This is a genomic window from Gordonia sp. 852002-50816_SCH5313054-c, assembly GCF_001665925.1.
Taxonomy (GTDB): Bacteria; Actinomycetota; Actinomycetes; order Mycobacteriales; family Mycobacteriaceae; genus Gordonia; species Gordonia jacobaea.
This window is the reverse complement of sequence record NZ_LZTE01000075.1, coordinates 118,480-142,814: the sequence shown is the minus strand read 5'-3', so window position 1 is coordinate 142,814 and position 24,335 is coordinate 118,480. Positions and strand designations below refer to the sequence as shown.

21 protein-coding genes are annotated in these 24,335 nt (G+C 65.6%); 10 read left to right on the top strand and 11 right to left on the bottom strand.

Going from position 1 to position 24,335, the window contains the following annotated elements; translation table 11 throughout:
- Positions 1 to 52 precede the first annotated feature (52 nt).
- Positions 53 to 454, top strand: a complete 402-nt coding sequence (locus A5788_RS19650) for a helix-turn-helix domain-containing protein (RefSeq protein WP_064870124.1) — start codon at positions 53 to 55, stop codon at positions 452 to 454.
- 83 nt (positions 455 to 537) lie between these two features.
- Here A5788_RS19650 and A5788_RS19645 read toward each other — a convergent pair whose 3' ends face one another.
- From A5788_RS19645 to A5788_RS19635, 3 genes are all read right to left on the bottom strand, one after another.
- The gene (locus A5788_RS19645; protein ID WP_005204217.1) at positions 538 to 843 is read right to left on the bottom strand and encodes a DUF1416 domain-containing protein; all 306 of its coding nucleotides are present in this window, start codon (positions 841 to 843) and stop codon (positions 538 to 540) included.
- A gap of 2 nt (positions 844 to 845) precedes the next feature.
- On the bottom strand, positions 846 to 1,685 hold the full coding sequence (locus tag A5788_RS19640) for a sulfurtransferase (protein WP_005204219.1): 840 nt from the start codon (positions 1,683 to 1,685) through the stop codon (positions 846 to 848).
- Positions 1,686 to 2,096: 411 nt separating this feature from the next.
- On the bottom strand, positions 2,097 to 3,068 hold the full coding sequence (locus A5788_RS19635; protein ID WP_082938028.1) for an LmeA family phospholipid-binding protein: 972 nt from the start codon (positions 3,066 to 3,068) through the stop codon (positions 2,097 to 2,099).
- 156 nt (positions 3,069 to 3,224) lie between these two features.
- Here A5788_RS19635 and A5788_RS19630 point away from each other — a divergent pair, with 156 nt between their 5' ends.
- The 4 genes from A5788_RS19630 (at position 3,225) to A5788_RS19615 (ending at position 7,112) form a co-directional block, all read left to right on the top strand.
- Entirely contained in the window at positions 3,225 to 4,115 is an 891-nt protein-coding gene (locus A5788_RS19630) for a winged helix-turn-helix transcriptional regulator (protein WP_049697753.1), read from the top strand.
- The gene (gene mshD / locus A5788_RS19625) at positions 4,099 to 5,037 is read left to right on the top strand and encodes a mycothiol synthase (protein WP_049697754.1); all 939 of its coding nucleotides are present in this window, start codon (positions 4,099 to 4,101) and stop codon (positions 5,035 to 5,037) included. Before A5788_RS19630 ends, mshD begins: the two co-directional genes overlap by 17 nt.
- On the top strand, positions 5,003 to 6,001 hold the full coding sequence (locus tag A5788_RS19620) for an endonuclease/exonuclease/phosphatase family protein (RefSeq protein ID WP_049697755.1): 999 nt from the start codon (positions 5,003 to 5,005) through the stop codon (positions 5,999 to 6,001). The genes mshD and A5788_RS19620 overlap by 35 nt, the downstream gene beginning before the upstream one ends.
- A gap of 124 nt (positions 6,002 to 6,125) precedes the next feature.
- Positions 6,126 to 7,112: a glycosyltransferase family 2 protein gene (locus A5788_RS19615; protein WP_231894258.1), complete on the top strand. Its 987-nt coding sequence runs from the start codon at positions 6,126 to 6,128 to the stop codon at positions 7,110 to 7,112.
- Positions 7,113 to 7,116: 4 nt separating this feature from the next.
- Here the strand turns inward: A5788_RS19615 and A5788_RS19610 are convergent, their stop codons facing one another.
- Both A5788_RS19610 and A5788_RS19600 read right to left on the bottom strand, forming a co-directional pair.
- Positions 7,117 to 10,566: an AMP-binding protein gene (locus tag A5788_RS19610; protein ID WP_082938027.1), complete on the bottom strand. Its 3,450-nt coding sequence runs from the start codon at positions 10,564 to 10,566 to the stop codon at positions 7,117 to 7,119.
- Between the two features lie 46 nt (positions 10,567 to 10,612).
- Positions 10,613 to 11,923, bottom strand: a complete 1,311-nt coding sequence (locus tag A5788_RS19600; protein ID WP_049697757.1) for a hypothetical protein — start codon at positions 11,921 to 11,923, stop codon at positions 10,613 to 10,615.
- 179 nt (positions 11,924 to 12,102) lie between these two features.
- Between A5788_RS19600 and pstS the strand changes: the two genes are divergently transcribed.
- Genes pstS through pstB form a run of 4 tightly spaced genes read left to right on the top strand, consistent with a single transcriptional unit; the run spans position 12,103 to position 16,104 of the window.
- On the top strand, positions 12,103 to 13,224 hold the full coding sequence (gene pstS / locus A5788_RS19595) for a phosphate ABC transporter substrate-binding protein PstS (RefSeq protein WP_197494557.1): 1,122 nt from the start codon (positions 12,103 to 12,105) through the stop codon (positions 13,222 to 13,224).
- A gap of 35 nt (positions 13,225 to 13,259) precedes the next feature.
- Positions 13,260 to 14,348 (top strand): phosphate ABC transporter permease subunit PstC, encoded by a 1,089-nt coding sequence (gene pstC, locus A5788_RS19590; protein WP_049697759.1) that lies wholly within the window; start codon positions 13,260 to 13,262, stop codon positions 14,346 to 14,348.
- Entirely contained in the window at positions 14,345 to 15,274 is a 930-nt protein-coding gene (gene pstA / locus A5788_RS19585) for a phosphate ABC transporter permease PstA (protein ID WP_005204269.1), read from the top strand. Before pstC ends, pstA begins: the two co-directional genes overlap by 4 nt.
- 53 nt (positions 15,275 to 15,327) lie before the next feature.
- On the top strand, positions 15,328 to 16,104 hold the full coding sequence (gene pstB / locus A5788_RS19580; protein WP_049697760.1) for a phosphate ABC transporter ATP-binding protein PstB: 777 nt from the start codon (positions 15,328 to 15,330) through the stop codon (positions 16,102 to 16,104).
- Between the two features lie 88 nt (positions 16,105 to 16,192).
- On the opposite strand, the gene A5788_RS24125 is transcribed toward pstB, so the two are convergent.
- The 6 genes from A5788_RS24125 to A5788_RS19555 form a co-directional block, all read right to left on the bottom strand.
- On the bottom strand, positions 16,193 to 16,342 hold the full coding sequence (locus A5788_RS24125; RefSeq protein ID WP_168431243.1) for a hypothetical protein: 150 nt from the start codon (positions 16,340 to 16,342) through the stop codon (positions 16,193 to 16,195).
- A gap of 140 nt (positions 16,343 to 16,482) precedes the next feature.
- On the bottom strand, positions 16,483 to 17,145 hold the full coding sequence (phoU, locus tag A5788_RS19575) for a phosphate signaling complex protein PhoU (protein ID WP_049698056.1): 663 nt from the start codon (positions 17,143 to 17,145) through the stop codon (positions 16,483 to 16,485).
- 100 nt (positions 17,146 to 17,245) lie between these two features.
- On the bottom strand, positions 17,246 to 19,597 hold the full coding sequence (locus A5788_RS19570) for an LCP family protein (RefSeq protein WP_064870122.1): 2,352 nt from the start codon (positions 19,595 to 19,597) through the stop codon (positions 17,246 to 17,248).
- Between the two features lie 129 nt (positions 19,598 to 19,726).
- Positions 19,727 to 20,860 carry a tRNA dihydrouridine synthase DusB gene (gene dusB / locus A5788_RS19565; RefSeq protein ID WP_268760657.1) on the bottom strand — a complete coding sequence of 378 codons (1,134 nt, stop codon included), beginning with the start codon at positions 20,858 to 20,860 and terminating at the stop codon, positions 19,727 to 19,729.
- Between the two features lie 133 nt (positions 20,861 to 20,993).
- Positions 20,994 to 21,986 carry an acyl-ACP desaturase gene (locus A5788_RS19560; protein WP_049697762.1) on the bottom strand — a complete coding sequence of 331 codons (993 nt, stop codon included), beginning with the start codon at positions 21,984 to 21,986 and terminating at the stop codon, positions 20,994 to 20,996.
- A gap of 183 nt (positions 21,987 to 22,169) precedes the next feature.
- Positions 22,170 to 22,748, bottom strand: coding sequence for a nuclear transport factor 2 family protein (locus tag A5788_RS19555; RefSeq protein ID WP_049697763.1), 579 nt, complete (start codon positions 22,746 to 22,748; stop codon positions 22,170 to 22,172).
- A gap of 153 nt (positions 22,749 to 22,901) precedes the next feature.
- Here A5788_RS19555 and A5788_RS19550 point away from each other — a divergent pair, with 153 nt between their 5' ends.
- Positions 22,902 to 24,305: a WS/DGAT/MGAT family O-acyltransferase gene (locus tag A5788_RS19550; protein ID WP_049697764.1), complete on the top strand. Its 1,404-nt coding sequence runs from the start codon at positions 22,902 to 22,904 to the stop codon at positions 24,303 to 24,305.
- The last annotated feature ends 30 nt before the right edge of the window (positions 24,306 to 24,335 follow it).

Below are 24,335 nucleotides of genomic sequence, written 5' to 3'. Positions count from 1 at the left end.
CACGCTAAAACCTCAGGTTGACCTGAGGTCAAGACGGAAGGTCGTACGGAAAGTGAAGATCGGAGAGGCTTCCAGGCGAGTTGGCGTCGACGACCACGTGCTACGCCACTGGCACGACCTCGGTGTGGTCGTACCCGATCGCGCAGCGTCGGGCCACCGTTTGTACACGGAGGAGCACATTCGTCGCATCCGCATAGTTCAGGCCTGCCAGAGCGTCGGCATGAGTCTTGCCGAGATCCGGCTGGTGCTGCACCGCGACGAAGAAGGTCGTACGGAACTGATCGAGCAGAAGCTCCGATGGATACGTTCACAACGCGCCCAGCTGGCGGACGCGGAGAGTTTCCTCGAACACGTCAACGGTTGCAGGCATGATCTGCTCAGCCGGTGCCCCGACTGCACGCGGTACGCATCGACCTATCCGCCGAACAAACAGGCCCGGCCACCCTGCGGGTGACCGGGCCTGCTCTGCGAATCAGCAGCCTCAAAAGCGTTGCGCTACTTCAGAACTGCGCTACTTCGAGATTGCGACTCTTTTGTCTACTTCGAGACGGTGATGTCCTTGTCGTGAACGCCGGGGCCCTCGGGGCTGACGGTCACGTCGCCGTTGCCGACCGACGAGAGGGCGCGCAGCGTCCAGGTGCCGGGGGCGGCGAAGAAGCGGAAGTCGCCGGTGGGGCTTGCGACGACCTCGGCGGTGAACTCACCGGTCGAGTCGAGCAGTCGCACGAACGCGCCCGCAACCGGGTTACCGGATGCGTCGGTGACCTGTCCGGTCAGGACGGTCTCCTTCTCGACGTCGACGCCCGCGGGCAACTTCTGTCCCTGCTTGGGTGCAGCACACATACTTACTTTCCTTCTCCCAGTTCAACCGGAACGCCGACCAGCGAACCGTATTCGGTCCAGCTGCCGTCGTAGTTCTTCACATTCGTCTGTCCGAGCAGCTCCTGCAGCACGAACCAGGTGTGGCTCGAGCGCTCACCGATACGGCAGTACGCGATGGTCTCCTTCGAGCCGTCGAGGCCCGCTTCCTTGTACAGCTCGGCGAGGTCGTCGTCGGACTTGAAGGTGCCGTCTTCGTTGGCAGCCTTGCTCCACGGCACGTTGATGGCGCCGGGGATGTGGCCGGGACGCTGGCTCTGCTCCTGCGGGAGGTGCGCGGGAGCCAGGATCTTGCCGGAGAACTCGTCAGGGCTACGCACGTCGACGAGGTTCTTCACGCCGATGGCGTCGACGACCTCGTCGCGGAAGGCGCGGATCGAGTTGTCGGGATCGGCAGCCTTGTACTCGGTCGCGGGACGCGAGACGGCGTCGGTCGACAGCGGGCGGCCGTCGAGCTCCCACTTCTTGCGTCCACCGTCGAGCAGCTTGACGTCCTGGTGGCCGTAGAGCTTGAAGTACCAGTACGCGTAAGCGGCGAACCAGTTGTTGTTGCCGCCGTAGAGGACGACGGTGTCGTCGTTGGAGATGCCGCGCTCGCTGAGCAGCGCGGAGAACTGCTCGCGGTCGACGAAGTCGCGACGGACCGGATCCTGCAGATCGGTCTTCCAGTCGAGCTTGACGGCGCCTTCGATGTGGCCGCCGTCGTAAGCGCTGGTGTCCTCGTCGACCTCGACGAAGACGACCTTGTCGTTGTTCAGGTTCTGCTCAGCCCAATCAGCGCTGACCAGGACGTCGGAACGTGCCATGTCTGGTTCCTTCCAGAGGTGGGATTTCTCGGTAAGTGTGTCCGGTCACCGGAGTGATGAGAATGGGCCGGACGTCGGTCGAATGACGGTCGAACGATGACGGCGGCATCTGAGGAGATGCGGACTTGCGATGTCACGAGCGCGCACACTGCACACACCGGCCGTCACCTGTGGTGAGCGTGCCGAGGTGGCGCGATCACCGGACTAGAGACAGCAACAGTCGGCGACGCGACAGAAGTCGATCGCCCGCCGACGGGTGAGCAGAAGCTCACGGCGCAGTTGCATGCCAACGAGGGTACAACAGCCACCCCGTGACACTTCAATAGCGGCCCCCGTGATTTCGACTGCGACGACGAGTTGCGCTGGCGCGCGGCGGCGGAGTTACGCTCGCGCGCTGAATGCCGACGGTGGTCAGAAGTCTCTCGGGCGAAGATCGCGCGGACCGGTGTCGGCGACGAGGAGTACGTCGCTTCCCTCGCTGTGCGCACCCGTGGCAGTGATGCCCCACGGTAGGGGGAGGGGTGGCAGCGTCGTCGAAAATCGTTGCAGCACTTGGGCGCGCAGCGCCGCGTTGTCGGGGCCGTCGAGTTCGGGAGCGCTCTCGTGTTCTTCCGGGCCGTCGTAGAAGTCGGTGGCCTGCAGGTGTAGCCGACCGTCGCGGATCGAGAGGTCGACGCTCACGCTCACCTTTGCTTTGCGACCCCGATATTCCGACGCCGACGGGGTGTCCGCGGGGACGGGCGTGGTCTCGGGTCCTGCGGAGGGCAGAGGACTATCGGATGGGGGCAGGGCGACGGTTCCGGTCAGCAGCACCCCGGATGATCGGTGCAGCAGGCCGTCCTGCGGGCCACCGCCGCCTGCCTTGCCCTCGGGAGCGGGAGTGTTCACCGTGAGGTCGAGGATGCCCAGGAATCGGCCGAGATTGACCGAGTCCAGCCGTGTATACGCGTCGACCGACTCGGTGTGCATCGTGTCCGACGGCCCGATGTTCCACCCGTCGGGCACAGACAGCGTCCCGAGACGGGCGCCGAGTTCTGCGGTACACCCGCGTCGGATCTGGCAGCCGGCCACCGCGACGCCGCGCGCGGTGATGGTCGCACCGGAGAACTCGCCGCGTGACGCGTGTGTCACGTAGGGGAATCCGCTGAGCGTGACCTCGGGATCGAAGGTGATCTGCGGCGAGGCCTGCAACGATCGCGACAGGCGGTACTCGCCGCGCGCGGCGGCGCCGAGATCGGCGAGAAACGCCCCGACCAGCACTACGACGACGACACAGACGCCGACGATGAGTGCGCGACGGGCGCGGAATGTGCCGCGCTCGTGGCTGCCCGACGCAGTTGCGCCACCCCCGTCGGCTGCCTTGTTAACAGCAGAACCCGACATTGGCGCTATTCTGTCATCTATCGCGCACACGGTGGTAAGCCGACGTAAACAATGAGGTTCGTTCGTGTGTGATGCTGACGTCCCGGCGAACTTCTGCCCGGCGGTCGCAGTAGTAGTGGTGGAGTTCAGGGCGGGAAGACGAGATCGGAGTATCACGTGGATCTCTTGTTATTGACAGCCGATCCGAATCCGGAGGCGGTGCTGCCATCCCTGTCGCTGCTCGCGCACACGGTCCGTGTGGCACCCACCGAGGTGTCGTCGCTGATGGAGGCCAGTAACGCCGACATCGCCATCGTCGACGCGAGAACAGACCTCGCCGCGGCACGCGGATTGTGCAGACTCCTCGGCAGCACCGGCTCAGCCGTGCCGGTGGCTGCGGTGCTGACCGAAGGCGGGCTCGTCGCGGTCAACGCCGACTGGGGCCTCGACGAATTCCTCCTCCCGGCGACCGGACCAGCCGAACTCGACGCGCGGCTTCGGCTTCTGGTCGTTCGTACCCGTGGGGTGGGCACGGAGGAGGCGTCCGGCAAGGTCACGCTGGGTGAACTCGTGATCGACGAGGGCACGTACACCGCTCGACTGCGAGGGCGCCCGCTCGACCTCACCTACAAGGAGTTCGAACTCCTCAAGTACCTCGCGCAGAACGCGGGCAGGGTGTTCACCCGCGCACAACTACTGCAAGAGGTGTGGGGTTACGACTTCTTCGGCGGCACGCGAACGGTCGACGTCCACGTCCGACGCCTGCGCGCCAAACTCGGCAGCGAGCACGAGTCGCTCATCGGGACCGTGCGCAACGTCGGATATAAAGCAGTACGTCCGACGCGCGGTCGCGGCGCAGGCTCCGGAGCGGCCAGCGACTACCCGGTCGACGATGACATTGCCGACGATGACATTGCCGATGACGGTCTGTCCGACAGCGATATTGCTGAGAATGCAGATCTCGATGACGACCTCGACGGTGGGGACGTGAATGAGGACGCCAGGTCTGCGGGCGACTCCTTCGACGCCTCGGGATTCGGTGAGGAGTTCAGTGCCAGCGGAAGCTGACGCGATCGGAGACACCCCGGTCGTCACCGATCGACTCGACGCCGCCGGTGTCGCGCACGCACGCCGACTGGTGGCCGACGCGACCAGCGCCGACGATGTCGGCCCGCTGTCCGAGCAGTCCGTCCTGTCCATCGACGACGCCGCCGGATCTCACGCGGAGTCGGGCGTGCGTCACGTCGTCTCGACGGCCGGCTACGCCAACATCACCCCCGGACGCGAGGGGGAGCCCTCGATGATCGAGGGGGTCGTCGACCCGGCCCTGCGCCGCCGCGGGCACGGGAAGGCCCTGTTCGACGCAGCATTCGACGCCGCGCGCGCTGTCTCGAATCCCGACGGCCCGACGCCCCGCGCCTGGGCGCACGGCGATCTCCTCGGCGCGCAGGCGCTCGCGGCGAGCATGGGCCTGCACAAGCAGCGGGAGCTGCTACAACTGCGCCGCGACGTCGCAGCCGACGGGTCTGATCTACCACCGCTGGTCGTCGACCCGTCGATCGAGCTGCGCACCTACGCCGGACCCGCCGACGACGCGGAGATCCTCCGGGTCAACAACGCCGCGTTCGCGTGGCACCCGGAGCAGGGCGGATGGTCGTCGGAGCAGATCACCGAACGGACATCGGCCGAGTGGTTCGACCCGGCCGGGCTGTTCCTCGCCTACGACGTCGACGACCCGACGACGCTGCTCGGCTTCCACTGGACCAAGCAGCAGGACGCCGATCTCGGCGAGGTCTACATCGTCGGGGTCGACCCGGCGGCTCAGGGCCGTGGCCTGGGCCGGATGCTCACGCTGGCCGGGCTTCACTACTTTGCCGACCGTCGGATCGGGACTGTGATGCTGTACGTCGAAGGCGACAACACCGCAGCCCTACACACCTACGAGAGGCTCGGGTTTGCCCGATACGCCGTCGACGTCGCGTACGGCTGAGTCGGGCAGGACCGGGTCGAGTCGGCTGCGCCGAGCGCTGACGATCATCGGTTGCCTGCTGGCCGCGGTCGGTCTTCTCGGGGCCGTTGCGCATGCTGTGCCATTCGTCAGCAACACCTGGGCACGATTGGCCGCGGGCACCCCGATCCTGATCGTGATCGGGATCGTCGGTCTGGTGGTGTTGCTCGCGTCGCGGGCATGGATGTGTGCTGTCGTCGCTGCAGTCGTCGTCGCCATCGGGATCGGCACACAGGTACCGCTCTTCGTCGGGACCGACGAAGCGCGCGCGGCGTCGGACATCACCGTCATGCAGGCGAACATCTATCTCGGACAGGCCGACGCCGCGTCGGTGGTGCGGGAGATACGCGACAATCGCGTCGACATCGCCACCGTCGTCGAACTCACCGACGACGCGATCGGCAAGCTCGACGCCGCCGGAATCGCCAGTGCGCTGCCGTATCGGTTCGTGGTTCCGAGGCGGGGTGGGGGCGGGGCCGGCATCTACTCGCGCTACCCGTTGACCGACGAGTTCCGCATCGGCAAGATGGCGATGGCCAATCTGCGGGCCGTCGTCGACCTGCCGGGTGTCGGGCGTCGCGCCATCTATGCGCTTCATCCCATACCGCCGTGGCCGGAGCCGGCGTGGCGGTGGGCGTACGAGGTCGATCTGCTGTCCTCGACGCTGGGTGAGGAGCGACTCCCGCTGATCCTCGGCGCCGATTTCAACTCGACCTACGATCACGCACGCTTTCGGCGGTTGCTCGCGCAACCGCCGGGTCTCGTCGACGCCGCTGACCACCTCGGGGCGGGGATCGTCGCAACGTATCCCGCCAACAGGCGCTTTCCGCCCGTGCTCGCTCTCGATCGGGTGATGACGCGCGGCGGTCCGATGCCGACGAGCTTTCGTCGAGTCGAGTTGCCCGGTTCCGACCACACCGGCGTGATCGCCACGGTCAGGCCCTGACCTCGTCCGCGGCGGTGCCCGACAGGCGCATGGTATCGCGGTTAGGCTACCCTTACGCGGAGTGATTTTGAGGGGAGCGCATCTCGCGATGTTTCAATCCGCCACGAGCCGGACTCGACTGACGATGCAAGACGTGTCGGTGTCTGTTGTCGTGCCGGTCTATCGCAGCGCTGCCTACATCGAGGCATGTGTGCGCTCGATAATCGACCAGCACGCTCCGGTCGACGAGATCGTGCTCGTCGATGATCGCGGCGGTGACGATTCCATCGAACGGGCAGAAGCCGTGCTCGCTGATGGGGAGGTCGCGCATCGGGTCGTGCGTATGCCACACAACAGCGGTGTGGGGCCGGCACGCAACGCGGGACTTGCGGCAGCGTCGGGAAACATCATCTGGTTCTTCGACAGCGACGACATCGCCGACGCGGCGTTCACGGCGACAATGCTGGACCAACTGCTTCGTTCCGACGCCGATTTCGCCACGTGCACAACGCGATTCGTCGACGAGAGTGGGGTACCGACGGGAGATTTCACTCCGGTACTTCCGACCGGCGCGCTCTCCGGCGACGAGTACGCGAACCTATTGCTGCGCAGTAGGGCACGGTCGTATGCCAGTGGAAAACTCTTCCGCCGTGACGTTCTCGGCGACGACCCCTGGGGTACGCGCCGCGCGTACGAGGATTTGTCGACCATCGCGCGGGTGGCGCTGGACTCACGCGCCGTGGCGACGGTGCCAGAGGCGTTGTACCGCTATCGACTTCGCAACGATTCGGTGTCGCACCGTGTCACGGCCGACACGCGCGCGATCTTCGAGATGGGCGACGAGGTCCTCGAGATGCTCGACACCGTTCCCGACACGAGGCAATGGCGTTCGACTGCAAGGTCATTCGTGTATCGAGAGGTTCTGATCCCCGCGGCGCACATGGCGATGCGCGCAGAGCACGAAGGCGGTGCGGGCCCCATGACGAACGAACTGCTGCGCATCGCTCGTGCTCGCGTATCGCGTCGGGACGTGCTCCCGCTGCTCGCGGCGGGTGAGATGCGCTCTGCCGTCTTCGCCGTCGCGATGCTGACAGCACCGCACCGCTACGCGAATGCGTTGCGGCACAGGTGATGCGTCAGGGCAGCGCGTGGAGGAAGTGCCCCACCACCTCGGTGATGTGTGGCTCGCGCACGATCGACATGTGATCGGCCCGAATCCGGGTTATCGTGATGTCGCCCGGGGTGAGATGGTCGGTCCAGACCCGCTCGTCGTGGTGGTTGTCGGCTCCGAGCACGACGAGTACCCGGCCGTGATACGGCGCGGGGCGGTGGAACCGGCCGACACGCCAACCGACCTGCTCCATCGCACGTGCCGACTCGACGGGTTCGTCGGTGAGGAACCCGGCGCGGAGCAACTGAATTCGATTGCGCCACAACTCTGATCGAGACAACTGGGGACCTTCGGTGGTCTCGGTGGTCGCGGGGGTCTGTGCCGACGAGCCGACGGCGCGAGCGGTGTGCTGCGGGACGAACGTGTCGAGCGTCATCACCAACTCGACCTGCTCGCCCGCGTGGCGGAGTCGTCGGGCGACCTCGAGTGCGATCAATCCGCCCAACGAATGGCCAAGCAGCACATAGGGTCCGCTCGGTTGGAGGCGACGCAGATCGCGCAGATGTCTGCGCGCGGCCATACCGACCGTCCAGTCGGGGAAACCGCGATTCTCCAGGCCGTGGGGTTGGAATCCGTAGATCGATCCGATCCGTTCATCGCCGGCGAGGTGATCTGCCAGCGCGACGAACACCAACGCCGACGCGCCCGCGCCCGCGAAGCAGAAGACCGTCTGCCCGTCGCCGCGGCGTAGGGGTACCGTCGTCGGGGAGAGTGAATCGCTACTGCTGGCAACGGAATCCGGTCGCAGGCGTGCATCCAGCGTGCGTGCCATCGCCGCGACCGTCGGTGCCGACGCGGCGTCGGCCTGGGTGAGTGCAACGCCGTGGCGCCGGGTGATTCCGACCAGGATCTGTGCCACCGTCAGCGAGTCGGCACCGAGTGCGTAGATGTTCTCGTCACGTCCGATCTCGTCGAGCCCGAGGGCCTCGGACCAGATCGCTGCCACCGACATCTCGAGATCGCCGACTGGCGGGTCGATGTGTCGGGTCGGCGCGGGTAGTGCGGCCCGGTCGATCTTGCCGCGCGCAGTTCTCGGGAGGGCGGCGAGCTCGACAACGTGTGCGGGAATCATCCACTCGGGCAGTCGTTGTCGCAGTCTGGTGCGGATTTCGGCCGCCGGTGGGGTGCGGCCACCGGGCACTGGTGCGACGTACGCGAGCAGCTCGGTCCTGCCGGAATCGGGCTCCTTCCGTGCGATCACTGCGGCTTCGGCGAGGTCGCCGTCGGACATGATCGCGCGGTGCACCTCCGCGGGCTCGACGAGATAGCCCCTGATCTTCACGGCGTCGTCGACGCGGCCCGTGAGGATGAGCGTCGCGCCGTCCCACGTACCCCTGTCGCCGGTGCGGAAGCTGAGTACTCCGTCGGCGTCGCGGGAGAAGCGGTCCTCGTCGGCGGCCGGGTCGAGATATCCGAGTGCGAGGTGACGCGACGAGACGACGACGCGACCGTCGTCGTCGATGGTGACCGATTTGTGTGGCGCGAGAACGCCTGCGGGAAGCGGGCCGGGAGAGACGTGCTCTCCCGCGCGGAGATCGAAGTAAGCAAGTGCCGACGTCTCCGACGATCCCACCCAGTTCGTCACCGTGGCCTCGGGAGCGTGCGACAGCGCGGCCTGTGCGACGTCGGACGTCAGTGCCTCGCCGGTGGTGATGATGCGACGCAACGATGTCCACGCCGGATGGCCGGTCGCCTCGCGTGCGCTCGTGAGCGCACGCAGCAGTGCCGGGGTGAGAAAGGTGACGTCGGCGGCGCACTCGGCGAGCTCGTCGAGTACCGCAGCTGCGGTGCGGTCACGCGGGTCGACGGCGGTGATGTCGGCCCCGTTGATCAGCGAACCGATCAGGACGTTGAGTCCGGCACCGAAGCTGATCGGCAGGCACAGCGCGACCCGACGTCCCGGCGTGATCGAGAATCCGGTGCGCATCAGCTCGGAATCGCAGAGCCACATGCCATTCGGGTGCAGGACGCCCTTGGGTGTGCCCGTCGAGCCGGACGTGAACTGGATGCTGGTGAGGCTGTCGGGATTGTCGAGACCCGCGGTTGTTCCGGGGCCCGCGGCGGCGCCTCGCTGTGTGATCGCCGCGAGGTCGGTCACCGGAAGCTCGTGGGCGGCAGCGACGGCGCGGGCGGCGTCGAGGTGCTCGGCGTCGGCGATCATGAATTCGGCACGGCGGTCGTGCTTCTCGAGCTCGGCCAGGATCGTCGAGACGCGTTCTGCGGGTAGGTGCGGGTCGAGGGCGACGATCGGATGTCCGGAGAGAAACACCCCGAGAACGAGTGCGACCGCATCGGGTGACAATCCCACCTGCACGACAATCGGATTCGAGGCTCCACTCGCATGCGCGGTGATCGACGCCGCGGCAGACGTGGCTCGGTCGACGAGTTGGCCGTACGTCAGGCTCTGACCCGCCATGCGGATGGCCGGGCGGTCGGTGAAACGTTGTGCGCCTGCGAGGATCGCGGTTCGCACCGAACGGGCCTCGGCGGTGAGCGCCGCGACCCGCGTCGGTGTGTGGCGTGAACGCCACACACCCTGCGGCAGAGTGCGGGTCGCGTACCCACGCTCGGTGGAAAGCGCTGTGTCGGTTGAGGTCAGGCGTGACAGGGTTGCCTTGGAGCGTCCCTCTTCGTAACAGCGACGTGCGAAGTACGCGAAGCGGGCGCGGTCGGGTGACACCGCATGGAGGACACGGAAATGCGTGTCGCGCAGAATCGTCGAATCCGGGAACCTTTGGCGCAGAGCGATTCCCATCAATGTTTCCTCGCAGCCGGCGGGGAGATTGGCGCGCCGACCGAGCGCCGTCGAGAAGCCTCCGACGGCCTCGAGCCGATCGCGCCGCACGGCCATGGCAGCCCCGATCGGATTGCGGATCTGCGCACTGTGCCCTGGTAGGCCGCGATAATCGCAGCCGACGACCCAGCCGAACTCCTCGGGGAACCATGTCGGCCTGGGGGCAAGCCACCGGGCATCGATTGCACCGCCCAGGGCACTGATGTCGTCGTCGGCGAATCGCGATCGAACCGCGGCGAACGACCCGGGTACCGGCTCGGCGTCGTCGTCGATGAAGACCAACACGTCACCGCGTGCCACGCGAGCGCCGGTGTTTCGGGCTCCGGACAGTCCCCGCGGCCCCGATGACGCGACAACCGTGACCGCGGAGTGGTCTGTGGGGAACTGCGCTGTCAGTGAGATGAGCAGGTCGTCGTTGTGATCGACCACGACGAGGAGCTCGTCGACGTCGAGGAGTTGCGCGCGTGTCGCGGTGATGGCGCGCGTGAGAAGCGTTGCGCGATCGGAGGTATAGCAGCAGATGATCGCCGACAGGGTGGGCGTGACGGACTGCTGGTGCGGGTGCGGCAACTTCGACTCCGGACGGCATGCGGGACGGCGGACCTCGGTAGCGTAACCCATAAATATTAGGGAAGGCTAACCAAAGTAGCCTGATGTGATCGACCCACTACCTCGGTGCGGTGATCGTCCCTTCGAGCGCCGCCAGCGCCTGCGCCGGTAGGTCCGCCAGCGCGGCTGTCACCGCGTCGGCGGGAAAGACATCGTCGCGGAAGGTTGCTGTAAGACAAAGGCTTCCGGCGACCGACGTGCTTGTGACCGTGATCCCGGTTGGCGACGGAGGCTCGGCGATGCCGATGACAAGCGCCCTGTCGGTGTCGACGAAATCCCACCCTCGCCCACGTCCCGGTACGACGCCGCCCGACGAGTGCAGTAGGTCGATCGCCGCCTCGCCGGCGGGCGCCCACGACTGTTGGCCGGTCGCCTCCACACTTCGGCCTTCTGTGGACCTCGACCTCCCCGCGGCTCTTGACTCGGCTGCTCTCGACTTTGCTGCTGTCACAAGGAGATTCGCCACGGGGCGACCTATGGACGCCGCCTCTGACAGCTCTACCTGTAGCGCGACCGGCGCGGTGTCGGGAAGCACGGCGAAGTCGAGGCCTGCCGCGAAGTTCGCCATGGTGCCCACTGACCGGGGTAGGTAGGCCCGCGCGTCGAACGGAAGTGTGACCATCGGATTGACCCGCAACCCGGCGGCGGTCAGAGCGCGCACGAGCGCGACGGTGTGCAATGTGAACATCCCGACGCCTGGCGCGCGCGACGTCCGCGCGGCGCGCATCGATTCGACGACGTCGCGCGGCGTCCGCACGAATACGCTCGTCGCCGACCGCGGCGGATCGACCGGCACCAACGCCGAGGGTTGCGATGCCAGATAGTCGCGGGACCGATGCATCCGGGCCAGTGCGATGAGCCGCCGCGGATTCGACAACACGGCCGCACCTGCGAGCGCGAGAGCACGCGTCGGCGTCCACCCGCTCGGAGATGTCGTGATGGTTTCGGGGATCTCCTCGCTGAGTAGAACGTCGACGATGGTGTTGAGGAGCGTGGTGTCGCCGAGGCCGTGGTCGTAGTCGATTGCCAGGTAGCGGCCACTGAGTACGACGCGCAGATGCCGAGGTGGAAGCGCCGCCAATACGTCGAGCAACGCCAGGGGATCGTCGGTCGGTGGCGCGGTGTGGACGGCGTCGGCCAACCTGTCGGGCTCGTATGACCAGGCGCGACGATCGTGTGATGGTACGAGCCCGATGCGTGTGTGGGGGCCACGCTTCGCGAAGCGGATGAGTCGGTGTGACGCGCAGTTCGCGTCCGGGAGATCGAGCGGACCGACGACGACGGCGCTGCGATGGCCACTGTGATGCGCGTCGATGGCCGCGCCTGTGAAAGTGCGCGACGCGTCGGGGGAAGTGGCTGAACTACTCATCTTCCTGGAGACTTTAACAAAGGCTTACCTAATACGCGCAGGCCGCGCCGGAGATGTCCAATTCATCTTCCGTTCACCTTCGGTGCCCGGTACGTCCACCACGGCACCCTACTGTCATTGCGACCGGGCAAAGCCGCTTGGCGGGACTGCCATGTTCTGATGCTGGAGGGAACCAGAAAGTGAAATTGAGTCGTACAGGAGCCGCTGTCGCCGTGATGGCCGCCAGCTCCGCCCTCGTTCTCGGTGCGTGTAGCAGCAATGCTGACAAGGGCGGCACGAGCGCAGCGCCCGCCTCAGCGGTGACTGACATCAAGTGCGAGGGCAAGCAGTCACTCAAGGCGAGTGGTTCGACAGCCCAGGCCAACGCCATGAAGATCTTCTCCACCTCGTTTGCGAAGACCTGCCCCGGTCACGAGCTCGCCTACGGTGGCGGAGGCTCGGGACAGGGTGTCTCCGACTTCACGCAGAATCTCACCGACTTCGGTGGCTCCGACTCGCCGCTGAAGGGCGACGAGATCCAGAAGGCCGCACAGCGCTGTGGCTCGGAAGCATGGCAGCTGCCGCTCGTGTTCGGTCCGATCGCCGTGACCTACAACGTCGATGGTGTCAACGATCTCGCGCTGTCGGGTCCGACGCTCTCCAAGATCTTCAGCGGCGAGGCAAAGACCTGGAACGATCCGGCGATTGCCGCCGACAACCCGGGCAAGACCCTTCCCAGCACTGCGATCAGCGTGATCTACCGCGCTGACCAGTCGGGCACGACGGACAACTTCCAGAAGTACCTGACCGCCGCGGGCGGATGGACCAAGGGTGCGGGCAAGACCTTCAACGGTGGTGTCGGCGAAGGCAAGCAGGGCAACCCCGGCGTTGGTTCCGCAGTGAAGCCGACCCCCGGATCGATCGCCTACGTCGAGTGGGCGTACGCGCAGTCCAACAAGCTGTCGATGGCGAAGATCATCACCGATCAGGACAAGAGCGGTGTGGAGCTGAACTCTGAGACCGGCGGCAAGACCATCGCGGCGGCGACTCTCAAGAACGGTCCGGACAACCACAACATGGTCATCGACACCGAATCGTTCTACAAGCCGACCGAGGCGGGCGCGTACCCGATCATTCTGGCAACATACTCGATCGTCTGCTCGAAGTACGCCGATACTTCGGTTGGCCAGGGTGTCAAGACGTTCCTCTCGGTGGCGTCTGCACCGCAGAACCAGGGCCAGGATCTGATCAACGCGGGCTACATCCCGCTGCCGAGCGAATTCCAGCAGAAGCTGACTTCGTCGATCAACGCCCTTCAGTAACCACACGAAAACACCGACCCGAAGCGATATGAGTTATGTCTGTGGATGACACCACCGGTGTGGGCCGGGGGAAGGCGGAGACCCCGCCCGAACCCGGCACGCAGCCTCCCGAATCGTCCGACCAGTTGCCTCCGGATTCCGAGGAGCAGCTCGAAGAGCAGCTCCACCCGGGCCTGCGCAGCCACCGCGGCGCACTCGGCGACCAGCTTTTCTCCTACCTCGCGCGGGGCACGGGTTTCTTCGTGGTCGTCCTCGTCGCCGGTATCGGCATTGCACTGATCGTCAATGCCATACCGGCGATGCTGGCGAACCACGCCAACTTCATCTTCTCGTCCCAGTGGGACGTCAGTTCGGCGAACTTCGACAACGACACGGTGCGTTTCGGCATCTGGGAGTTGTTCCGAGCGACGGTTCTGACCTCGCTGTTCGCCCTGGTGATCGCCACCCCGATCGCGATCGGCATCGCGGTGTTCCTCGTGGAGTACGCCCCGCGACAGGTCGCCCGCCCGCTCGCCGCGGTCATCGATCTGCTCGCAGCGGTGCCGTCGATCATCTTCGGTCTCTGGGGCATCTACGTCCTCGCTCCGGTGATCGCGCCGTTCGCGGAATGGCTCAACAGCGTGCTCGGCTGGTTCTTCCTCTTCTCCGCCGGTAGCACGTCAGTCAGCGGCGGCGGCACGATCTTCACCGCGGGCATCGTGCTCGCGATCATGATGCTGCCGATCATCACCTCGATCACCCGAGAGGTGCTGCGCCAGACCCCTCCCGGCCAGAAAGAAGCGGCACTGGCCCTCGGTGCGACGAAGTGGGAGGTCATCCGGATGACCTCGTTCCCGTACGGACGCTCCGGCATGATCGCCGCGGCGATGCTGGCGCTCGGACGTGCGCTCGGCGAGACCATCGCCGTCATGATCATCCTGAGTGCCGCCGTCGGCCGCCTCAAGTGGTCGCTGTTCGAAGGCGGCGACACGTTCGCGTCGAAGATCGCTCGCGACGTCGGCGAGTTCGTCGGTAGCCAGGACACCCAGAGCGCCTACATCGCGGCCGGTCTGGTGCTGTTCCTCCTGACATTCGTGGTGAACGCGGTCGCTCGCACGGTCGCAGGCGGAAAGGTCAACGGATGAGCATCGCACTTGATAAGGGCGCAGGCGGCGGCCCGGTCAAACAACATCCGTCGGCATTCCGCGAGATCTCGCTGAGTCGTCGAATCCGCAACAACGGTGCGCGCGCCGCTTTCTTCATCTGCTTCGCGCTCGGCGTCATTCCACTGGTGTGGTTGCTGTGGACGGTGCTCTCGAATGGAGCGAGCGCCATCACCGACCCGAACTGGTGGTTCGGCGACGGCTACGCAGTCGACACCACAACCGACTACGGCGCGGGAATCGCGCCGGCGATCGTCGGTTCGATCATCCAGGCGCTCGTCGCCACGATCATCTCGGTCCCGATCGCGGTGCTCACGGCCGTTCTCCTGGTCGAGTACCCGACGTCGAAGCTGGTCAAACCGGTCAGCTTCATGGTCGACATTCTCGCGGGCGTGCCGTCGATCGTCGCGACGCTGTTCATCTTCACGGTGTTCGTGATCGGACTCTCGATGGGGCAGAGCGCCTTCATGGTCAGTCTCGCGCTCATCCTGCTGATGATCCCGATCGTCGTCCGATCGTCGGAGGAGATGCTCAAGCTCGTACCCGACGAACTGCGCGAAGCGTCGTACGCATTGGGCATCCCCAAGTGGAAGACGATCATGCGTGTCGTGATCCCGACCGCGCTGTCGGGCATGCTCAGCGGCATCTTCCTCGCCATCGCACGCATCATGGGTGAGACCGCCCCAGTCCTGATCCTCGCGGGTCCGGCGAGTTCGCTGGTCAAGACCAACCCCTTCGAGGGCGGTATGAACTCGCTGCCTCTGTTCATCAAGGACATGTGGGCGGCGAGTCAGCCGGCGTCGTCGTTCTACTACTGGGGTGCAGCGCTGACGCTGATCATCATCATCGCCATCCTCAACATCGTCGCAGCGCTGCTCGCGAAGTTCCTGGCACCCAAGTCCAGGTAAGACCGCACGCCCAGCAACAGCGTCGTACATCAACAGCACGAGAGAGTAATGCCATGGCCAAGCGCCTCGACATCAAAGACCTGAATATCTACTACAGCAAGTTCCACGCCGTGAAGGACGTGACTCTTGCAGTGCCGCCGCGCAGCATCACCGCGTTCATCGGTCCGTCGGGCTGCGGCAAGTCGACGGTGCTGCGCACGCTCAATCGCATGCACGAGGAGATCCCCGGAGCCTATGCGGTCGGCAGTGTGCTGCTCGACGGTGAGGACATCTACTCCAAAGAGGTCAACCCGACGAGTGTCCGTACGACGATCGGCATGGTGTTCCAGCGGCCGAATCCCTTCCCGACCATGTCGATCCGAGACAACGTCGTCGCAGGTCTTCGCCTGCAGGGCATTCGCAACAAGAAGCAGCTCAACGAGGTGGCCGAGCGCAGCCTTCGCGGCGCCAACCTGTGGGAAGAGGTCAAGGACCGTCTCGACAAGCCCGGTGGCGGTCTCTCGGGTGGTCAGCAGCAGCGACTGTGCATCGCGCGTGCCATCGCGGTGTCGCCGGACGTCCTGCTGATGGATGAGCCGTGCTCTGCGCTCGATCCGATCTCGACGCTGGCCATCGAGGATCTGATGGGCGAGCTCAAGAAGGACTTCACGATCGTCATCGTCACGCACAACATGCAGCAGGCTGCGCGTGTCAGCGATCAGACCGCGTTCTTCAACCTCGAGGGCGTCGGCCAGCCGGGACAGTTGGTCGAGATCGGCGACACCGAGACCATCTTCACGCACCCCACCAAGCGCGAGACCGAGGACTACATCTCCGGCCGCTTCGGCTGATCACCGGCAGGGCACAACGCACAGGCCCACAAGCAGACAAAGACCCGCGACGAGGAATCGTCGCGGGTCTTTTGCGTTGATGGGGGGCTTACATGTTGAGCAACAGAATGACCAGCAGAGCGACGAGCGACAGCGTCACGCCGACATAGACGAACAGCTGGCGTCGCCGGAGATGTGCTTCGGCTTCGTCGTCGGATTCGGCATTGAAATCAGGTTCTGCCGGATAGTGCACGCCCATGGCGCTCACCCTAGACTGCGCGCCTGGTGTGCGTGAAGTCAGGACGCCCTCCACGACGAGAAACGTCGGTGAATCACATCCGAACCGGGGTGTGATCCACCGACGTCGGTGGTGGGGGTGTGTCGGGAAGCGTCTGTGCTTTAAGAAGCGTCCTGGAACTGCTCGGGCGTCTGGCCGGTGGCCTGGAAGACGACCCGACGGCCGATGAGTACGGCGTGGTCGGCGAAGCGCTCGTAGTAGCGGCCCAGCAGGGTGACGTCGACGGCTGCGGCAACTCCGTGCTGCCAGTCCCGGTCCATCAGCACCGTGAACAGGTGGCGATGCAGATCGTCCATGGCGTCATCGTCTTCTTGCAGACGAACCGCAGCCTCGGGATCTTGCGTGTCGAGGACCTCGCGCGCGTTGGTGGCGAGCTGGACTGCCAGCCTGCCCATCTCGGCGAAGTAGCCGTTGACCTCTTCGGGCAGGGCCTTCGCGGGATGGCGTCGTCGGGCGACCTTGGCGACGTGCAGCGCCAGCGCGCCCATACGGTCGACGTCTGCGACGATCTGGAACCCGCTGACGACTCCGCGCAGGTCGCCTGCGACGGGAGCCTGGAGCGCGAGAAGCGCGAACGCCTGCTCCTCGGCGCGCGCGGACAGTTCGGACAGCTTGTCGTTCTCCGACAGCACTTCCTCGGCAATGGCGAGATCGGCCTGCAAGAGGGCCTGGGTGGCACGGTCCATTGCTGAACCGGCCAGATCGCACATTTCTCCGAGCACCGCATTCAGTGAATGCAGCTGTTCTTGATACGCGGTACGCATACCCTCAAGGGTACTGTGCGTGCCGCAGATCACGATCTTCCGCGTGGTGAACACACCGTGAACGCGCGGTGAGTAGCTCTGCTCGCGGTACGTGCGCCCGTCAGGAGCAGGTGGTGTCTCCCGCGTTGGTCACCGCGAGATCGTTGGGCAGATTGCTGGAGTTCGCCGCTGGAGGCAGTGCCTGCGCCGATAGCGTCTCGCCTGCGGCGGGAGCACTGGTGACGCTGCCGGCGAAGTCGCTGCCGAGAATGACCTCGACGCCCGACTTCACTGTCTTGTCGCTCTGGATCTTGGCGCCGGGGAACATCGCGGCGAGTGTTGCAGCAGAGTCCTGTTCACCCGGCCCGTAGCGCACGACAGTGTCTGTGCGGTTCTCCGACGCATCCGCGACGCCGCGGACGTCGAAGCCCTGGGCGGTCAGCTGGTCGGACGCGTCGGCGGCTTGCCCGGCCTTGCCCGTGCCGTTGAGCACACGCACCCCGACGTTGCTCGGGTTCTGCGCGGTGGCCGAGACCGTCGACGGCGTCTGCGACGTACTCGTGGTGGCGCCCGCAGCCGTGGTCTGCTTCTTCGACGAACTGCTCTGCTTCTTCTTCGCGGCCTGCTCGCCGGGTAGCGGGTCGTCGTCGATGATCGCGTTGAAGATGGCGTTGATGTCGTCGGTGCGCGGGATCTCGTTATTCGAGCCGTCGGTCGCCGTACCCGACGTCGGGATGGTCAGGAACGTCACGCGACCCGCCTCGATACCCTGCATCGAGTCGGCGAGTTTGAGCAGTGACTGCGTGTCGACGCCGTCGACGTAGCTGTTCTTGATGAAGGTGTTGACGATGCTGTTGAGCTTGGCCGGATTGGACAGGACGTTGCCTGAGAGCGTCGACCGCAGCAGTGACGACATGAACAACTGTTGGCGCTTGATGCGTCCGTAGTCGCCGTTGCCCTCCGTCGACACCGTGCGGGCGCGAACGTAGTTGAGCGCCTTGCGACCGGTGATCGTCTGCTTGCCCGGCTTGGAGAGGATCTGGCCGAGTTCGTAGTCGTACACCGGAGTGGTGGAGCACACCTCGACGCCGCCGACAGCGCGCACGATCTTCTCGAAGCCGGAGAAGTCCATCCCGATGAAGTGGTTGATGTTCAGACCACTCATCTCGGTGATGACCTTGACCAGGCACTTCGGTCCGCCGTCGGCGTAGACGCTGTTCAGTTTCACCTGGCTGGCCGCGGGTAGGTCGCCGGTATAGGTTCCGGCGTCGTTGTCCCAATCCTGACATTCGGGTCGGTCGACCTGCAGATCCCGCGGGAACGAGACCGCAACCACGCGGCTGCGGTTGGCGGGGATGTTGACCAGGATCACCGTGTCAGAACGTGCGCCCTCGGCGTCGGCCGTGGTGCCCGCGCCAACCTTGCCGTTCTTGCCGCTGCGTGTGTCGGTGCCGACGATCAGGTAGTTCTCGTCGCCGTACTGGGCGTCCTTGTTGCGAATGTTCGTGTCGTCGGGGTCGACGGCGGCGATGGTCCGCCAATCGCTGTTCTTCGACTTCATGTACCCCCACACGAAGCCGGTCCCGACGAGCGCCATGACGCACGCGATGGCGACCATGATGCGGCCGGTGAACGCGACGTTCTGGCGTGTCGTGCGGTCGTGACGTCGACGCCCCACACGTTGCGGGCGTGAACGCAGCGCGATCGTCTCGGTGAGGTCGGGAGTGGGCTCGAGCGGTGGGGACGCCGGCTCGCGCTCCGGTTCAGGAGCAGCGGGGGTCTGCTCGGGCGTGTCGGGTGCGGCGGCATCTCCGGACGTGGCGGAATTTCCGGATGCGGCGGGCTCGAGGTGTGACCCCTGTGCCCGTGATTCCTCGACGACCCGCTCCGTCGTCGCCCTGTCACTGAGGTCGACGACCGGTTCTGGGGTGGCACCGACGATCGGGATCTTGCGCGTGACCTCGTTGGCCCCTGGCGTGTCGGAGGGGCGATTCGACGGCTTGTCCGTGGCGGCGCGGTCTGTCCCACGCCGAGCTCGACGCAGTCCGGAACGGTAGCCGCCGACTCGTGGGATGGCCTCGGTCGGCGATGAATCACCTCGTGGCTGCGTGCCGGCGCCGGTCGATTCGTCAGAAGCAGACGGCTTGTCGGACGCAGATGGCTTGTTGGATGCAGTCGGCTTGCTAGATGCAGGCGGCTTGTCAGAATCGGTCGCTTTGTCGGCGGGAGCCGCGGTGCCGGACGGGGAATCGGAGCGTGCGCCGGGATCGGCGTTCATCTGCTCCATCAGCTCGCGGACGGTCATGCGACTACGGCCGCGGACGTACCGATCGGCGGAGCGCGGCTCACGAAGCCTGCCGTCATTGGGGTTCGCTGGTCGTGAGGTGCGTGAAGCGCGTGGAGTCGATGAGGACGTCGAATCGTCCCGGTCGCCCGGCTCGTCGCCGTGCGGCTTGGGTGTCCAACGACTCACGTCACATATCCTCGTACCCCGTGGTGACGCTGCCGCCCCGTCGGGGCTGAACGCTGCGGCAAGCAGGAAGAACTCAGATCCCGCCTGCGGGACCTTCGGACATAGTACTGATAGGTCCTGAGAAGCGCCTCAGCCGCCGGAGTGCATCACTTCCGCGCCTGCGGGGACGACATCCTCGTAGGGATCGTCGAGCCAGCCGTCGGGGAGCGCGACCTTGGCGGGCGACCCCTGCCGCCCACGCGGACCGTGCCCGTCCTCGGGGAACGGTGTGTCGGCGGGAAGTGACCCGACGAGGTCGCGGAGTTCGTCGAGCGTCGACACCAGCGACATGCGCGAACGAATCTCCGAACCGGCCGGGAATCCGCGCAGATACCAGGCAACGTGTTTGCGCATCTCGCGCATGCCCTTGTCCTCGCCGTGGTGATCGGCGAGCAACTCGCCGTGCCTGACGATGATCTGTGCGACCTCGCCGAGGTTCGGTGCGGCGGGTGCGGGCAGCCCGTTGAGTTCGGCGGCGAGTTCGGCGAACAGCCACGGCCTACCGAGGCAGCCGCGTCCGACCACGACGCCGTCGCATCCGGTCTGCGCCATCATCGCGACCGCGTCTTTGGGTTCGAAGATGTCGCCGTTACCGAGCACAGGTACGTCGGTCACGTGCTCCTTGAGCCGGGCGATCTCGGCCCAGTCGGCCTCGCCGGAGTACCGCTGTGAAGCCGTACGGGCATGGAGCGCAACAGCTTTCGCGCCCTCGCCCGCGGCGATGCGTCCGGCGTCGAGGTGCGTGTGATGCTCGTCGTCGATTCCGATGCGGAACTTGACGGTGACGGGGATGTCGGTGCCCTCGGTCGCCTTGACCGCGGCTGCGACGATTCGTTGGAACAGGGTGCGCTTGTACGGGATCGCCGAGCCGCCGCCCTTGCGGGTCACCTTCGGGACAGGGCAGCCGAAGTTCATGTCGATGTGGTCGGCGAGATTCTCGTCGACGATCATCTTGGCTGCCTCGTAGGTGTAGCGCGGATCCACCGTGTAGAGCTGCATCGACCGCGGATTCTCGTCCGGGCCGAACGTGGTCATGTGCATCGTGACCGGATGCCGCTCGACGAGCGCGCGGGCGGTGACCATCTCACAGACGTACAGACCCGACACCGTGCCGGTGCGGGCCAATTCGAGTTCGCGACACAGCGTGCGGAACGCCACGTTGGTGACGCCCGCCATGGGTGCGAGCACCACGGGACTGGCGAGCTCGATCGTGCCGATTCGCAAGCGGGTGTCGCGCAGCGGGGTTGCTTGGAGCGGGGTGGCGTGCGCAGCCGACAGCGCACCGGCGCCCTCGTGGATCGTGGAGGGCGCCGGCGCTGCTGGGGTTCGGATCGTCGTCGTCAAGCCAATGGTTGCGTCAGGACGCCTGACGCTCGCGCTTCTTGGCTTCGCGGGCGAGTGCGCGGTCGCGCATCTCCTCGAACTTGATGGTGTCCTTCTCGAGCTGCTCGAGGAAGGCTGCGAGCTCCTCGCGGGTCTGGTCGCCCTCGGCGGAGAAGTCGTCGCGATCGAAGACGTTCCACTTGCGCAGGACGGGCTGGATGACCTCTTCGAGGTGCTGACGCAGGTCGTAGATGCCGTGCTTGGCCATCAACACGCCGTGGCGGCGGAAGTTGGGCATTCCGGCGCCGGGCATCTGGAAGTTGGTGACGATGTCGGTCACGGCACGCAGCGTCTGGTCGGGAGCGATGTCCATACCGGCGCCGCAGATGTTGCGGTAGAAGATCATGTGCAGGTTCTCGTCGGCCGCGATGCGCTGAAGCATCTTGTCGGCGATCGGATCGTTGCACGCCTTGCCGGTGTTGCGGTGGCTGACGCGCGTCGCGAGCTCCTGGAACGTCACGTAGGCGACGGAGTGCAGCAGGCCCATTTCGCCGCCCTTCTCCATCATCTCCTCGACGCGGTCGCCTGCAGCGGACTCGGGCGAGTAACCGTTGGTCATGTGGACCATGCGGTCGGCCTCGAGCTGGGCAGGGTCGACGCCGCGCGTCACCGTGAGGTAATCGCGCATGACGATCGAGTGCCGGTTTTCCTCGGCGGTCCAACGACCGACCCAGAAGCCCCATGCCGAATCCATCGAGAAGTTGTCGGCGATCACCCGGTGATAGGAGGGCAGGTTGTCCTCGGTCAGCAGGTTCGTGATCATCGCGGCCTTCGCAACCTCATCGAGCTGCGACTGCTCAGGGTCGTAGTCGACGCCGCCGAGCGCGGCGAAGTTACGACCCTCGTCCCACGGGACGTAGTCGTGCGGGTTCCAGTTCTTCGCGATCTTCAGGTGCCGGTTGACGTTGTCCTCGGCAACCGGTGCCAGCTCGCGGAGCAGATCAAGCTGAGTGAGCTCACGTGCCATTGTTCGTTCCTCCGAACGGTCCACATCGAAACAGGTCGGACTGTCGTAGTCTCCGACTGTCGTCTCTGGTTGTCATGCCTGGCTCGGTGACCGACATGTATCCAAGTCAGTCAGTAAGGCTACGGCACCGAGCAGGCGTTACCCAAGTACGCACTTACGGTGTCGAAACTTGGCTCGCAAGCGTTACCCCCGAAACGCTCGGCCGAACGTCGACGCCCACGTGGCGGCGTCGTCGTCAAGAGTACCGAGTTCGCGCGCCTTGTCACACCACAGCATCGCGGCGCTGCCGAACTCCATGGGGTTGTAGATGTCCTCCTCGCACCGCCACAGGCCGTCACCCGCGTACGTGATGATCGAAATGTTGGTGGCGGTGATCACGCTTCCGTCGCCGGGATCGCACATCGGATTGTCGACCTCGAAGATCACCCGACCGGTGGGGGCGTCGAACACCTTCCACAGGTTGGGGAAGGCGACCATGTGGTTGCCGGGGAAGCGCGTCATCGTCTTCACGATCCACGGGCGGATCTCGTCCCTGCCGTGCATGGTGCCGAGTGCGTGCTCGATGTAGTCGGCGTCGGGAGTGAAGAGGTCGGCGAATCGGGCCCATGCCGCGGGCGCCTCGGACGGCTGTGCTCGGGCCTCCGCGGCGATGCCCGCGACGGTGGCCTCGAAGACGTCGAACGCCTCCGACAACTCGTCGAGATCGAATGGGGTCGGCGAGAATCGGGCATCCGCGGCAGACGCGGCGTTTTCGGTGCGCATCGGGCTGATCGTAGGGAACTACGGCGGGTGCGCGAAGCGTTATGGAAAAGGAGCGCGACGACGCATCGACGTGGTTCGATTTCATCATCGGCCCGACGACGAAGACGGGCGTGCGCGCGACGGCGCGGGCGAGCAGGATGCGGAGGATTTGCGATGGAGCGGCTGAGCGGTTTGGATGCCTCGTTCCTGTACATGGAGACGCGGTCACAGTTGATGCAGATCATCGGCCTGATCGAAATCGATCCGTCGACGATTCCCGGTGGGTATTCGTTCAGCGGTATCCGTGATCAGATGCGACAGCTCGTCCGTGCTACCCCGAAGTTCCGACGCAAGCTCGACAACTCGCTGATCAACATCGACCACCCCGCCTGGGTGGAGGACGACCATTTCGACATCGACCGGCATGTGCACCGTGTCGCGGTTCCGGCGCCGGGCGGGATCGGCGAGGTCACCGAACTCTGTGGGCATCTGGCCGGGCAGACCCTCGACCGGGCGAAGCCGCTGTGGGAACTGTGGGTCATCGAGGGACTGTCCAACGGGCGGATCATGATCATGCTGCGGATGCACCACGCCGCGGTCGACGGCGTCGGCAGCGCCGAGGTGCTGTCGCAGCTCTTCTCGCTGTCGCCCGAGCAGCCCGACCTCGACGCCGATCTGCTGCATCAGACAGCGGGCGGGTCGTCGCATGCGCTGCTCGCCGCGACGGGAGCGGTGCACTACCTGATCCGACGTCCGATCGCGATGGCTCGATTGCTCCCGGAGACGGTCTCGGTTCCGGTCGCGTGGTTGCGTCGGGCGCGCTCGCACGAGGCGATGCCCGCGCCGTTCGGGGCGCCGCGCACCCGATTCAACGGGCCGATCACCCCGCACCGCTCGATCGCACTGACCCAGCTCTCACTCGCCGACATCAAGCGCGTCAAGAATCGGTTCGGCGTCAAGGTGAACGACGTCGTGCTGGCGATCACCGGCGGGGCGCTGCGCGAGTATCTGCTGGCGCACAACGAGCTGCCGGACAGACCACTCGTCGCGATGGTGCCGGTATCTGTCCACGGCGCCGACGACAGCGGCTTGATGGTGCAGGGCACCAACAAGGTGTCGGGGATGTTCACGCAGTTGGCCTCCGACGTCGCAGATCCCGTCGAACGGATCGAGCGCGCTGCAGAACTCTCGCGGAAAGCAAAGGCACACCACGCCGACATCGACGCGAACATCCTGCGTGCGTGGGCACAGTTCGCGCCAGGAACAACGATGTCGACGTTGATGAAGTTCTACGGCGACCGGAAACTGGCACTCAAGCATCCGCCGATCTTCAACGTGACGGTGTCGAACGTCGCGGGCGCCGACATTCCCGTCTACTTCTGCGGCGCGCGTGTCACCGCGGTCTACCCGCTCGGGCCGATCTTCCACGGGCTCGGCCTCAACATCACGGTGTTCTCGGCCGACGGCGAGCTCAACGTCGGCATCCTCGGGTGTACCGATCAGATCCCCGACGTCGACTTCCTCGCCCACGCCTTCGACGAGCAGCTCAAGACGCTTCTCGAGGTGTGTGGCGACTGAGGTCTTGCGGTGATGGGGTCATCCGGTCAC

Coding starts and splice junctions, on each gene's coding strand:
- A5788_RS19615 (WP_231894258.1), top strand. CDS start 6,126: ATGCAAGACGTGTCGGTGTCTGTTGTCGTGCCGGTCTATCGCAGCGCT.
- A5788_RS24125 (WP_168431243.1), bottom strand. CDS start 16,342: ATGGGCGTGCACTATCCGGCAGAACCTGATTTCAATGCCGAATCCGAC.
- A5788_RS19640 (WP_005204219.1), bottom strand. CDS start 1,685: ATGGCACGTTCCGACGTCCTGGTCAGCGCTGATTGGGCTGAGCAGAAC.
- pstC (WP_049697759.1), top strand. CDS start 13,260: ATGTCTGTGGATGACACCACCGGTGTGGGCCGGGGGAAGGCGGAGACC.
- A5788_RS19635 (WP_082938028.1), bottom strand. CDS start 3,068: ATGTCGGGTTCTGCTGTTAACAAGGCAGCCGACGGGGGTGGCGCAACT.
- A5788_RS19645 (WP_005204217.1), bottom strand. CDS start 843: ATGTGTGCTGCACCCAAGCAGGGACAGAAGTTGCCCGCGGGCGTCGAC.
- A5788_RS19555 (WP_049697763.1), bottom strand. CDS start 22,748: ATGCGCACCGAAAACGCCGCGTCTGCCGCGGATGCCCGATTCTCGCCG.
- pstB (WP_049697760.1), top strand. CDS start 15,328: ATGGCCAAGCGCCTCGACATCAAAGACCTGAATATCTACTACAGCAAG.
- phoU (WP_049698056.1), bottom strand. CDS start 17,145: ATGCGTACCGCGTATCAAGAACAGCTGCATTCACTGAATGCGGTGCTC.
- A5788_RS19610 (WP_082938027.1), bottom strand. CDS start 10,566: ATGGGTTACGCTACCGAGGTCCGCCGTCCCGCATGCCGTCCGGAGTCG.
- A5788_RS19560 (WP_049697762.1), bottom strand. CDS start 21,986: ATGGCACGTGAGCTCACTCAGCTTGATCTGCTCCGCGAGCTGGCACCG.
- A5788_RS19550 (WP_049697764.1), top strand. CDS start 22,902: ATGGAGCGGCTGAGCGGTTTGGATGCCTCGTTCCTGTACATGGAGACG.
- pstA (WP_005204269.1), top strand. CDS start 14,345: ATGAGCATCGCACTTGATAAGGGCGCAGGCGGCGGCCCGGTCAAACAA.
- A5788_RS19600 (WP_049697757.1), bottom strand. CDS start 11,923: ATGAGTAGTTCAGCCACTTCCCCCGACGCGTCGCGCACTTTCACAGGC.